Genomic DNA, 12,409 nt, shown 5'->3' on the forward strand with positions numbered 1-12,409 from the left:
AGGACGATTGAAAGTGAATGTTAAACAAAAATAACACATTTAATGATTAGAAAGGGCGATACCCTGGATCTAGAACCATTAATGGAATTAACTCGTGCCTGTGCCAAGCACATGATTAATAAGGGTATCTACCAATGGAACGAGCATTATCCCAATAAACAGGCCTTTCAAACTGATATCGATCGGAAAGAACTTTATATTCTTGAAAAAGATGACATGCTTGTTGGCTGTGTAGTCCTCTCCATTCTTAAGGATGAAGAATACATCCCCATTCAATGGTTGAGTCGAACAGAGCAAAATTTATACGTGCATCGCCTAGCTGTGCATCCCAAATTTCAGGGTCAGGGCTACGCTCAGCAACTTATGAGTTTTGCTGAGGAACAGGCGAGGCAACAGGGTTTTGAATCCATCCGTTTGGACACCTTTTCGCAAAATCCCCGCAACCAACAGTTTTACGAACAACGGGGCTACAAGCGTTTGGGAAATATTTATTTCCCTAAGCAAAGCAAACATCCATTTTATTGTTATGAATTACTCTTGTGAGCGCTATCATATCCTTTAAAAATATCAACCGCTTGGCCATCCCAGCCTTAATCTCAGGAGTTTCGGAGCCCATACTCTCCTTAACGGATGCCGCCATTATTGGTAATATGCAGACCAATGCCACGGTATCATTGGCAGCGGTAGGTATTGTAACGACATTTATTTCCATGCTCATCTGGGTATTAGGGCAAACACGCAGTGCTATTTCCTCAATAGTATCGCAGTATTTAGGGGCAGGTAATCTAGATGAAGTTAAAGACTTACCGGCTCAGGCCATAGTAATCATAACTTCATTAAGCCTCTTGATCATTGCCGTGACCTATCCACTAGCGGTCCCGATTTTTAAGCTTTACAATGCCTCCGATCAAATTCTGGATTATAGTGTCCTGTACTATCACATAAGGGTTCTCGGCTTTCCGTTTACCCTATTCACCATTGCGGTTTTTGGGACCTTTAGGGGTTTGCAAAATACCTTTCAGCCCATGATTATCGCCATCGCTGGAACTGTGGTAAATATTGTTTTAGACATTGTCTTAGTCTATGGTATCGATGGGTTTATTCCAGCTATGCATATTGAAGGAGCGGCTTGGGCCAGTGTCATCGCCCAACTGGTCATGGCCATACTATCTGGATATTATTTGCTGACTAAAACAGACATCCCGCTACGTTTTCGGTTTCCATTTAATAAAGAAATTAAGAAGTTCCTCTTAATGATTCTAAACTTGTTTGTCAGAACCCTGGCCTTAAACATTGCCTTGTATTTTGGAACCAGTTTTGCCACTTCCTATGGAGAGACTTACATTGCGGCCTATACCATTGCCATTAATATCTGGTTTCTGGGAGCTTTTGTCATCGATGGGTATGCCAGTGCTGGTAATATATTATCAGGGAAGTTATTTGGAGCTCAGGATTACAAAACGCTTCTCAAACTCAGCAATCGACTTATCCTCTATGGCATTATCGTTGGCACTATCATGTGCCTGGTGGGCTTTCTGTTTTACAAACCTATTGGACATATTTTCACCAATGACGTCTTAGTCCTTGAAAAGTTTAGAGAGGTTTTCTGGATGGTGCTTATCATGCAACCTTTGTGTGCACTGGCTTTTATCTTTGATGGAGTCTTTAAGGGTCTAGGCTGGATGCGTTATTTAAGAAACCTCTTATTGTATTCCACACTCCTGGTGTTTATCCCCATTATATTCCTCACGGATTATTACGATTTAAAACTATATGGCGTTTTTACAGCCTTCACCTTCTGGATCATGGCACGAGGTTTACCCCTAATCTTAAAATTTAAAAGAACCTTTACTGCACTCGTACAAAACACGTAACTTTAACCCAAATTTGAATAGGCATGATTCTATTTCTAAGCCTCTTACAGGAGGTGGATATTGAGAAAAAACTAGAAGAAGCACCCGATGCCTCCTATAGCATTGGAGTGTTTATTGGTACCATGTTACCCTTTGTAATTCTGGTACTAATAGCCTACGCCATATATAGGTATAACAAAAACCGCATTAAGCAATTGTAATGGGAAATATTTTGTTTGCAGTCCTTGCCTTAGCATTGGTTGTTATTTACTTTATAAACAGAAACAGAAGGAGATAAATGAGCAAGATAAGAATAACGAAGATGTTTTCGTTTGAAGCCGGACATGCCCTGCACGGCTATGATGGTAAATGTAAAAATTTACACGGCCACAGTTACCATTTAGAAGTCACCGTTATTGGTACTCCAATCGCCGACACCAACAATGTGAAGCATGGTATGGTGATTGATTTTGGCGATCTAAAGAAAATAGTCAAGGAAGATATTGTGGATGTATTTGACCATTCTATGGTGTTTAATAAAAATACCCCACACGTAGATATGGCCAATGATCTTAAAGGTTTAGGTCATCATGTATTATTGGTGGATTACCAACCAACCACTGAAATGATGATTATCGATTTTGCCGAAAAGATCAAAAGACGCTTGCCGGATACCATCCAATTGCATTCTCTAAAACTTCAAGAGACTGCCACCAGCTATGCCCAGTGGTATGCCTCAGATAATGAATAAGATTCCAAACATATCGGTTCCAGAAGGTAAGAAAGTCTATTTTGCCTCAGATAACCATTTGGGAGCACCCACTCATAATGCCTCGAGACCACGAGAGAAAAAGTTTCTGGAATGGTTGACGATGGTTGAGAAAGATGCTGCGGCAATTTTTCTTATGGGAGACTTGTTCGACTTCTGGTTTGAATATAAGACTGTAGTTCCAAAGGGATTTGTACGAACACTTGGGAAGTTGGCTGAAATTGCTGATTCAGGGATTCCTATCTTTTATTTTGTGGGCAACCATGATCTCTGGATGAATGGATACTTTGAAGACGAACTAGGGATACCTGTTTTTCACGCTCCTCAAGAAGTGACAATAAATGACACCCTCTTTTTTATTGGTCATGGTGATGGTTTAGGTCCTAATGATAAGGGTTATAAACGGATGAAAAAGGTATTTACCAATCCGTTTTTTCAATGGTTATTCCGTTGGCTACATCCGGATTTAGGAGTGCGCCTAGCCCAGTATCTATCTGTAAAAAATAAACTTATTTCCGGGGATGAGGATGCTAAATTTCTCGGGGAAGATAAAGAATGGTTAGCGGTTTATAGCCAAAGAAAACTCCAAGAGAAACACCGCGATTATTTTGTTTTTGGTCACAGACATTTGCCATTGAATATTTCTCTTAACGAGACTTCCAAATACATTAATCTAGGGGATTGGATTCATTACTTTACCTATCTTGAATTTGATGGATCAACGGCAGAGCTAAAAGAGTTCTAATCCAAGTCCAGGATATGATCCTCGATATCCCGTCTTAAGTCCAAATCGCGCAGTGGTTTGTTTTTTAATCCTATGACCGTAACCGTTAGAAGTGTTACTGTGCCACCAAGAATTACTGCCAAAGGAGCTCCAAAAATCTTAGCTGCAATACCACTTTCCAAGGCCCCTAGCTCATTAGAGGAGCCAACAAACATGGAATTAACCGCACCAACGCGACCGCGCATCTCGTCTGGCGTTTTCAGTTGCAAAATCGTTTGACGAATGACCATGGAGATACCGTCAAACACCCCTGATATAAACAAAGCAATCACACTCAACCAAAGCAGCTTGGAAGCCCCAAATATGATCATGCTTATACCAAATCCAAAAACAGATATAAGTAGCTTTTTACCAGTGCTCTTAGTAATGGGTAAATAAGTGGTTGCCAGCATGGTAATAATACTTCCAGAAGATAAGGCTGCATTTAAAAGGCCGAATCCTTTTGGTCCAGCATCCAGAATGTCTTTGGCAAAGACCGCAAAGATGGCCACCGCTCCTCCAAATAACACGGCGATCATATCTAAAGTTAAGGCCCCTAAGATCACCTTATCATTAAATACAAATCTCAAACCGGCGATGAGGCTTTCTTTTACCGACTCGTTGGTTTTTTTATTGAGAACAGGTTTGGATTTAATCTGAGTCATCAAAACCAAGGAAATCATAACAAGAACGAAAATGATCCCAAGGGTTTGATGTACCCCAATCCAGGCGATAAAGAAACCACCGCACAAAGCCCCAAAGACATTAGCCCCTTTCCAGGTACTACTGCTCCAGGTAGCAGCGTTGGGATAAGCTTTTTTGGGGACCAACAAGGCAATCAATGAAAAAATGGTAGGCCCAAAAAAGGCACGCAACACCCCTCCAAAGAACACCAGACTATAGATTCCTAAAAGTATGGATTTAGTGGCCCAGGAAGCTTCAATAGTTTCTGATGTTAACCAGAACAAGCCAAAGCTTATTAATGAAAACAAGGCAATGCACAAGGCAAATAAATTGCGTTTCTCCTTTTTATCTACAATATGCCCTGCAAAAGGTGCCAGGAAGAAAGCTGGTAAAAATTCACATATACCAATAATTCCAAGCGACAAGGGATCCTCAGTTAAAGCATACACCTGCCATTCGATGACCACAAATTGCATAGACCAGCCAAAGACCAATGCAAAGCGGACTAGGAGGAAAATGTTGAATTCTTTGAAGCGTAAAGCTGCATACGGATCGTTCTTTGCCATACTATGCTTTAATGTCTTTTAATTTTAATTGTACTGATACCTGCCCATTCCAGTGATTTTCATCTACTGTATAGGCCGCGTCAAAGAGTTTATGATCTTGAATCAAGGGATATTTATCCCCCATATTAAAGCCAATAGCAACTATCTTATCACTATCTGGTTGAACCGCTGTTAAGCGCAAATGTGTTTTCTCTTGTCCCACACATTTACCATATCCCGTATCTATAAGCCCTTTAGACATAAACACAGGAGTCATATTCTTTGGGCCAAAGGGTGCCATTTGCTTAACGATACGCATAAAGCGTTGGTTGACCGGTTGCAATGGAATAACCATATCTATACTTAATTCTGGAGTTAGTAGTTTAGGATCTATAGTTGCCTTGACTACCTCCTCAAATTTTGCCTTAAAAGCTTCGTAATTCTCAGGAAGTATGGTTAAGCCTGCTGCATACTTATGCCCCCCAAATTGTTCAATGTACTCTGAACATGCTTCAAGAGCATTATAAATATCAAACCCCTTAACCGATCTGGCAGAGGCAGCCAGTTTCTCTCCACTTTTAGTAAAGACAAGTGTTGGGCGGTAATAGGTCTCTGTAAGCCGTGATGCTACAATGCCTATGACCCCTTTGTGCCAGGAAGCATCGTAAACCACAGTACTAAACCGCTCTTCTTCTTTTAGGTTTTTTATGAGTTCTAGGGCCTCTTCTGTAATCCGTTGATCGGTTTCCCGTCGGTCTAGATTAAAAGCATTCACATCCAAGGCAAATTGTGCGGCCTGATTAAAGTCCGTTTCCATAAGTAACGCCACAGCATGGTTTCCGTGTTTCATCCGTCCAGCAGCATTAATCCGTGGAGCAATAATAAACACCACATCAGTTATGGTCAACTCAGGTTTTTGAACTTCAGCCAGAATGGCCTTAATGCCTGCTCTTGGTTCTGAATTAATCACTTGAATGCCGTGATATGCTAAGATGCGATTCTCCCCAACCACAGGGACAATATCTGCTCCTATGGCAATAGCCACTAAATCCAAATAGGAATACAATTCCTCAATGGCTGTTCCGTTATTCAGGGCTAGAGCTGAGATGAGCTTAAACCCTACTCCGCAGCCACATAATTCTTTAAAAGGATAGTCGCAATCTTCGCGCTTGGGATCTAATACAGCTACAGCATCTGGAATTTTATCTCCAGGGCGGTGGTGATCACAGATAATAAAATCGATACCCTTTTCTTTGGCATAGGCCACTTTATCTATGGCCTTAATACCACAATCCAGAGCGACAATAAGACTAAAACCATTATCTTGAGCAAAGTCAATACCTTGATACGAAACACCATAACCCTCGTCGTAGCGATCCGGAATATACGTAGCAACCTGCTCTGTTCGCGTTTGTAAATAGGAGGCCATTAAGGCCACAGAGGTAGTGCCGTCCACATCGTAATCTCCATAGACCAAAATACGTTCGTCGTTAGCAATAGCTGACTCCAATCGGGCTACTGCTAGATCCATGTCTTTCATTAAAAATGGATCGTGAAGCTCACTTATTTGAGGTCTAAAGAAGCTCTTAGCCGCCTCAAATGTTTCAATGCCACGTTGTACCAAAAGGGTCGCCAATACAGGATCAATTTGCAGTTGCTCCTGCAGCTTGGAAACCTTATCAGCTTCGGGTAAGGCCTTGATGGTCCATCGCATATCTAAACTTTAGTAACTACTAGGTATGTCTAACAGTGCTCACATGATAGTGCAGCTCAATACTTATCTCTGCAAAGCGACGGAACATGGCCATAACACCGCAATATTTGTCAACCGATAACTGCACGGCTTTTTCACATTTGTCCTTTTTAAGGTCCGACCCATAAAAATGATAGTCCACATTGACTTTCTTGTAATACTTTGGGTGTTCATCGGTAAGTTCACCGGTTACTTCAATCTTAAAATCATCCAGCGGTACTTTCATTTTATCCAGGATTGAAATCACATCCAAACCAGAACAACCGGCCAGAGAAGACAGCATCATGGCTTTGGGTGATAAACCCTCACGATCCTTGCCTTCCACATCAGTATCCATAGTTACAAACTTGCCGCTTGGGTTATCCGATTCAAATGTGAGGTCTCCTTTCCAGTGGGTGATAACAGTATTGAACATAGTTGTATGTTTTGTGCGTTGAGTATTGAATATAAAGCCCTAGGTCAAGTCCTTAAATGGGCTTATCTTGTTCCATCAAAAATACCACTAAAATCTGTATTATGGCATTAGTCACACCCTTATCCCCCGAGCATGATTTAGAAACCAAAGCGCTAGCAGAGTTCTTTAACGAGACCCTAGGTTTCTGTCCAAATTCGGTATTAACCATGCAACGGAGACCAGCCATTTCAAAGGCTTTTATCAATTTAAACAAAGCAGTAATGGCCAATGAAGGCCATGTAACTTCGGCCTTAAAACGCATGATTGCCTGGGTGAGTAGTAACGCTACAGGCTGCCGCTATTGTCAAGCCCACGCTATACGCGCTGCGGAACGCTATGGAGCCGAGCAAGAACAACTGGATAACATCTGGGAATACCGCACGCATCCAGCCTTTTCAGATGCAGAACGCGCTGCTTTGGATTTTAGTCTGGCGGCAAGTCAAGTACCAAATGCCGTCAATGCCGATATTAAAGCGGAGCTTTACAAACATTGGGATGAAGGTGAAATTGTAGAAATGCTAGGCGTTATTTCTCTTTTTGGTTACCTCAACCGCTGGAACGATTCAATGGGAACCGATATCGAAGATGGAGCTGTAGAAAGTGCTAATGAATATTTAGGAAAACACGGGTGGGAGAAAGGAAAACATGCTGGTAATACCTATTAATTTTTTCCGCCAACTACAATAACTATCTCTCCTTTGGGAGTTTTATTGGTATAGTGCTCTAGTACCTCTTTAGCAGTACCGCGCACCGTCTCTTCATAGAGTTTCGAAAGTTCTCTAGATACTGACACCGGACGGTCTTCACCTAAGTATTCGCAAAAATGGGTAAGCGTTTTCACCAGTTTGTGGGGACTCTCGTAGAAAATCATTGTTCTGCTCTCTTCCGCCAATAGTTTTAATCGGGTTTGTCTGCCTTTTTTAACCGGTAAAAAGCCTTCAAATACAAACCTATCGTTTGGTAAGCCACTACTGACAAGTGCTGGAACAAAGGCAGTGGCACCAGGCAGGCATTCCACTTCAATATCATCTTCAACACAAGCCCTAACCAATAAAAAACCAGGGTCTGAAATCGCAGGGGTTCCCGCATCACTTACCAAAGCAATAGCCATTCCGGAGTTAAGCTTATTAACTACCCTCTGAACCGTTTTATGCTCATTGTGCATATGATGACTTTGCATGGGAGTTGCAATCTCATAGTGTTTCAGAAGTTTTCCAGTGGTACGGGTATCTTCGGCAAGTATTAAATCTGCTTTCTTTAAAACTTCAATAGCCCTAAAGGTGATGTCCTTTAAATTACCAATAGGAGTGGGAACAACATACAGCTTTGCCATTAACTAAAGCGTGCTTCAAGAATTTCGAAGAGTCGCGCCTCGTACTCATCTTTACCCTTCCAATTGTTGTAATCGGGTTTGATCATGGTATTGATCAACGATTGAGCTTCCTCTAAGGACTTGACTGTATTGAGCTGACTAACTACGCGATTGTAATCATCTGCATTGCCATCAAACAAGTGTTTGATAAAGGCCAGTTTATCATTTAAGCCAATTTGTAATTGCTTGCCCTTATTGAGCTTATCATTAAGCGATTGTTTAATAGCTGCACCATTTTTGGATTCTGTGGTCGAGTCAATGGGTTCAAACTCAGGTAAATTCTCAAAATCTGCAGTAATATCCTCAAAGGTAATGCTCACAGCATTGTCACTAATGGCAGTTTCCACAGAGACGCCTTCAGACTCGGAATTATCCGGCATCAAGGCTACCATGTTCTTAATCTTCTCCATCAGCGGCTCAACAATCTCGTCGTTCTCGCGTTCATCCACATTGACATAAACCTTATTTTCGACCTCTACCGTATCACTAATCTTATTGTTAAAGGCAGAATCCAGCATCCCAAAGAATGAGGAATCCTGTCCAATGGTAGGGAAATCTTCTTCAAAATTTTCATGAGCAAAGCGCAGGACTGTCAGCTTTTCATAAAGCTGAGATACCTCTTCATGCATGCGAACCACATCCTCCTTTCCAGTCAACTTTAGAATCCTGTGAGCGATACTTACCAATTCTGATTCTAATTTCTTTTTCATGATTAATACCTTTGTTTTTTAATAAATTTACGTCACCTTTAGACTAACGATAATCACTGCTCATTTAGTGCTAAAATTACAAAATGTTTCTCGAAAACACTGTAAATCATAAAGAACAATTTGGTTGGATTGAAGTCATTTGCGGCTCGATGTTCTCTGGTAAAACCGAAGAATTGATCCGTCGACTCAAGCGGGCCCAATTTGCACGTCAGAAGGTCGAGATTTTTAAACCTGCCGTAGACAATCGGTATGCAGATGAGATGGTAGTGTCTCATGACGCTAATGAAATACGATCTACTCCGGTTCCTGCCGCCGCCAACATCCCTATTTTGGCCGATGGCTGTGACGTTGTGGGCATTGACGAGGCACAGTTCTTTGATGACGAAATTGTAAGAGTCTGCAACGATTTAGCCAATAAAGGAGTTCGAGTGATTGTGGCTGGTTTGGACATGGATTTTAAAGGGAATCCTTTTGGTCCCATGCCCTATCTAATGGCAACCGCCGAGTACGTTACCAAAGTGCATGCGGTCTGCACCAAAACAGGCAACTTAGCGCAATACAGTTACCGAAAAGCTAAAAGCGATGACCTGGTACTTTTAGGAGAGGTGGATGAGTACGAGCCATTGAGTCGTGCTGCTTTTTACAAAACCATGTTACGAGATAAACTTCGCAGTCTAAACGTTAAAGATCCAGAAGAGATCAATCCAAAAGACCCTAGCGCCGATGCCTAAAGCTCAGGAAACTGTATTGGAAATCAACCTTGATTCGTTAGCTCATAATTACAAGTATTTACGATCTAAACTAGACAAGTCAACAAAGTTCTTAGGGGTTGTCAAGGCATTTGCTTACGGAAATGATGCTGTTGCGGTTGCCAAAACTCTTGTGGCACTGGGTGCCGATTACCTAGCTGTAGCTTACGTTCATGAGGGTATTGCCCTAAGAAACTCTGGAATTGAATTACCCATTTTGGTATTGCATCCACAACCTGCCAACTTTAGAGACCTTATTGAGCATTGTTTAGAACCCAGTTTATATAGCCCAAGAATTTTAAGGGAGTTCATAAAAGTTGCGGAGGCACAAGCCCAATCGGATTATCCCGTACATATAAAATTCAATACCGGCCTAAACAGGCTTGGATTTTGGGAAAATGATGTGGCCTATGTAATGTCTCAACTCAATGAAACATCCTCTATCAGAGTCAAATCCATCTTTTCGCATTTAGCGGCAAGTGAAGATGCTAGGGAACAAGAATTTACCCAGAATCAGTTCTCCAGTTTTAAAAGCATTTGCGATGAGCTCAGCGTCCAACTTGGCTATAAACCCATGTTGCATCTCTGTAATACTTCTGGTGTAATCAATTACCCTGAAGCGCATTTCGATATGGTTCGATGTGGTATTGGTTTGTATGGCTTTGGAAATGCAGCAGCAGAAGACCACAATTTGAAACCCATTGCCAGTTTAAAAACAGTTATATCGCAAATTCATTTGATTGAAATAGATGAGACCGTGGGCTACAACAGAGGATACAAGGCTAAAGGCTTCGAAAAGATAGCCACCCTACCCATAGGACATGCTGATGGCATTGGTCGTCATTTTGGAAATGAACGTGGTTATGTGACCATAGCAGGTAAAAAAGCTGCTATTATTGGAAATGTGTGTATGGATATGATCATGGTCAACATCACAGGTATCGAATGCTCCGAAGGTGATGAAGTGGTTGTTTTTGGCGCCAGTACACCAGCCTCCCAACTCGCTGATTCGGTAGGTACTATTTCTTATGAAGTTATTACTGGTATTTCACAGCGAGTGAAGCGGCGCTATATTTTTTAATAGGTATTTATTTGTTGCAAGGGTCTCACTTTCAATTTTTTATTTAAATTGCTAGTGCTAACTAAAACTTCAATTATGCTTAAAGAATTTAAGGAATTTGCAATGAAGGGCAACTTAGTTGACATTGCCGTTGGTTTTGTCATGGGTGCTGCCTTTAAACAAGTGGTGACCTCATTTACTGGAGGTATCGTTTCACCCCTAATTGGATTGGTATTTAATGCCGACTTTAAATCATTAAAATGGATTGTGAGAGAAGGAACTGCAAATGAAGCCGGAGAAATGGTAGGTGAAGTAGCTGTACTATGGGGTGAATTTGTCACCAATGTGATTGATTTTATTATTGTGGCCTTCGTCATGTTTATGGTGGTGAAAGGTGTCAATAAAATGAAAAAGAAAGAAGAGCCAGCGCCAGAACCGCCAGCTGGACCATCTGAAATCGACCTATTAACTGAGATCAGAGACTCCCTCAAGAAATAAAAGATAGTTCTCAATAGAAAAAGCCGCTCTTTTAGCGGCTTTTTTTTGGATATATTTAGATGATGGGAGGTATTAAATCGCTAATTTTGAAGGCTCAAAAGAAAAAAACATGAAAATTGCTGTCGTAGGAGCCACCGGTCTTGTTGGTGGTGTAATGCTAAAAGTACTGGAAGAGCGTCAGTTTCCTGCTGATGAATTATTAGTGGTGGCTTCTGAACGTTCTGTTGGTAAAGAAGTAACGTATAAAGATCAATCGCTTAAGGTGATTGGTTTACAGGATGCGGTTAATGCCAAACCCGATATCGCTTTATTTTCTGCAGGTGGAGGCACCTCTCTTGAGTGGGCACCCAAATTTGCAGAAGTAGGGACTACAGTTATTGATAATTCATCGGCCTGGAGAATGGACCCTAATAAAAAACTAGTGGTGCCAGAAATCAATGCTTCTGCATTACAGGACACAGATCGCATTATTGCCAACCCCAACTGTTCCACCATTCAAATGGTCATGGCTTTAGCTCCCTTACACAAAACATACGGTATCAAACGAATTGTCGTTTCTACCTATCAATCTGTTTCCGGGACCGGTATTAAGGCCGTTGAGCAATTAGAAAACGAGATTGCCGGTAGAGATGGTGAGATGGCTTATCCATACCCTATCGCTAAAAATGCCTTGCCACACTGTGATGTATTTGAAGAAAATGGGTATACCAAAGAAGAAATGAAATTGGTTCGTGAAACCCAAAAAATCCTAGACGATAATACCATTGCTGTTACGGCTACTGCAGTTCGTATACCTACAGCAGGGGGTCATAGTGAGTCTGTTAATGTTGAGTTTCATAAGGATTTTGATCTAGGGCAAGTTCGCCAACTGTTAAATGATACGGATGGGGTGACGCTTCAAGATAATCCAGAATTAGGGATTTATCCAATGCCCAAATATGCCCATGGCAAAGATGATGTCTTTGTAGGTAGGTTACGTAGAGATGGATCGCAACCCAATACCTTGAACATGTGGATAGTTAGTGATAATTTGAGAAAGGGAGCCGCCACAAACACAGTACAAATTGCTGAATATTTGGTAAAAGTAGGTCTTATTAAAGCTGCCGCTGTATCCTAAAATTCAATACATTATAAAAACTTTAAGAAAGTCCGGTGGGTTATGTCCCACCGGACTTTTAATTTTAGGGGATAAATCAGTA

General features: G+C 41.4%; 15 protein-coding genes. 10 read left to right on the plus strand and 5 right to left on the minus strand.

Going from position 1 to position 12,409, the window contains the following annotated elements; all coding sequences use genetic code 11:
• Positions 1-42 precede the first annotated feature (42 nt).
• The 5 genes from DN064_RS00545 (at position 43) to DN064_RS00560 (ending at position 3,367) form a co-directional block, all read left to right on the plus strand.
• Entirely contained in the window at positions 43-543 is a 501-nt protein-coding gene (locus tag DN064_RS00545) for a GNAT family N-acetyltransferase (RefSeq protein ID WP_115460663.1), read from the plus strand.
• Positions 540-1,874: an MATE family efflux transporter gene (locus tag DN064_RS00550; RefSeq protein ID WP_115460664.1), complete on the plus strand. Its 1,335-nt coding sequence runs from the start codon at positions 540-542 to the stop codon at positions 1,872-1,874. Before DN064_RS00545 ends, DN064_RS00550 begins: the two co-directional genes overlap by 4 nt.
• A gap of 23 nt (positions 1,875-1,897) precedes the next feature.
• Complete coding sequence (locus DN064_RS14195; protein ID WP_198659383.1) at positions 1,898-2,074, plus strand: hypothetical protein; 177 nt, start codon at positions 1,898-1,900, stop codon at positions 2,072-2,074.
• A gap of 77 nt (positions 2,075-2,151) precedes the next feature.
• Positions 2,152-2,604, plus strand: coding sequence for a 6-pyruvoyl trahydropterin synthase family protein (locus DN064_RS00555; protein WP_115460665.1), 453 nt, complete (start codon positions 2,152-2,154; stop codon positions 2,602-2,604).
• A gap of 10 nt (positions 2,605-2,614) precedes the next feature.
• Complete coding sequence (locus DN064_RS00560; protein ID WP_115461342.1) at positions 2,615-3,367, plus strand: UDP-2,3-diacylglucosamine diphosphatase; 753 nt, start codon at positions 2,615-2,617, stop codon at positions 3,365-3,367.
• Here the strand turns inward: DN064_RS00560 and DN064_RS00565 are convergent.
• Genes DN064_RS00565 through DN064_RS00575 form a run of 3 tightly spaced genes read right to left on the minus strand, consistent with a single transcriptional unit; the run spans position 3,364 to position 6,782 of the window.
• Entirely contained in the window at positions 3,364-4,635 is a 1,272-nt protein-coding gene (locus DN064_RS00565; protein WP_115460666.1) for an MFS transporter, read from the minus strand. The genes DN064_RS00560 and DN064_RS00565 overlap by 4 nt on opposite strands.
• Before the next feature lies 1 nt (position 4,636).
• Positions 4,637-6,328: a single-stranded-DNA-specific exonuclease RecJ gene (gene recJ / locus DN064_RS00570; RefSeq protein ID WP_115460667.1), complete on the minus strand. Its 1,692-nt coding sequence runs from the start codon at positions 6,326-6,328 to the stop codon at positions 4,637-4,639.
• A gap of 19 nt (positions 6,329-6,347) precedes the next feature.
• Positions 6,348-6,782 (minus strand): OsmC family protein, encoded by a 435-nt coding sequence (locus DN064_RS00575; RefSeq protein ID WP_115460668.1) that lies wholly within the window; start codon positions 6,780-6,782, stop codon positions 6,348-6,350.
• Positions 6,783-6,883: 101 nt separating this feature from the next.
• Here DN064_RS00575 and DN064_RS00580 point away from each other — a divergent pair, with 101 nt between their 5' ends.
• Positions 6,884-7,486: a carboxymuconolactone decarboxylase family protein gene (locus DN064_RS00580; RefSeq protein ID WP_115461343.1), complete on the plus strand. Its 603-nt coding sequence runs from the start codon at positions 6,884-6,886 to the stop codon at positions 7,484-7,486.
• On the opposite strand, the gene rsmI is transcribed toward DN064_RS00580, so the two are convergent.
• Positions 7,483-8,154, minus strand: a complete 672-nt coding sequence (rsmI, locus tag DN064_RS00585; RefSeq protein ID WP_115460669.1) for a 16S rRNA (cytidine(1402)-2'-O)-methyltransferase — start codon at positions 8,152-8,154, stop codon at positions 7,483-7,485. The genes DN064_RS00580 and rsmI overlap by 4 nt on opposite strands.
• Positions 8,154-8,903 (minus strand): hypothetical protein, encoded by a 750-nt coding sequence (locus tag DN064_RS00590; protein ID WP_115460670.1) that lies wholly within the window; start codon positions 8,901-8,903, stop codon positions 8,154-8,156. Before DN064_RS00590 ends, rsmI begins: the two co-directional genes overlap by 1 nt.
• Before the next feature lie 83 nt (positions 8,904-8,986).
• Here DN064_RS00590 and DN064_RS00595 point away from each other — a divergent pair, with 83 nt between their 5' ends.
• From DN064_RS00595 to DN064_RS00610, 4 genes are all read left to right on the plus strand, one after another.
• Positions 8,987-9,634, plus strand: a complete 648-nt coding sequence (locus DN064_RS00595; protein WP_115460671.1) for a thymidine kinase — start codon at positions 8,987-8,989, stop codon at positions 9,632-9,634.
• The gene (alr, locus tag DN064_RS00600) at positions 9,627-10,733 is read left to right on the plus strand and encodes an alanine racemase (protein WP_115460672.1); all 1,107 of its coding nucleotides are present in this window, start codon (positions 9,627-9,629) and stop codon (positions 10,731-10,733) included. The genes DN064_RS00595 and alr overlap by 8 nt, the downstream gene beginning before the upstream one ends.
• Positions 10,734-10,808: 75 nt before the next feature.
• Positions 10,809-11,210 carry a large conductance mechanosensitive channel protein MscL gene (gene mscL / locus DN064_RS00605; protein ID WP_115460673.1) on the plus strand — a complete coding sequence of 134 codons (402 nt, stop codon included), beginning with the start codon at positions 10,809-10,811 and terminating at the stop codon, positions 11,208-11,210.
• A 109-nt stretch (positions 11,211-11,319) separates the two neighbouring features.
• Entirely contained in the window at positions 11,320-12,327 is a 1,008-nt protein-coding gene (locus DN064_RS00610) for an aspartate-semialdehyde dehydrogenase (protein WP_115460674.1), read from the plus strand.
• The last annotated feature ends 82 nt before the right edge of the window (positions 12,328-12,409 follow it).

It is taken from the genome of Winogradskyella aurantiaca, assembly GCF_003362725.1.
Taxonomy (GTDB): Bacteria; Bacteroidota; Bacteroidia; order Flavobacteriales; family Flavobacteriaceae; genus Winogradskyella_A; species Winogradskyella_A aurantiaca.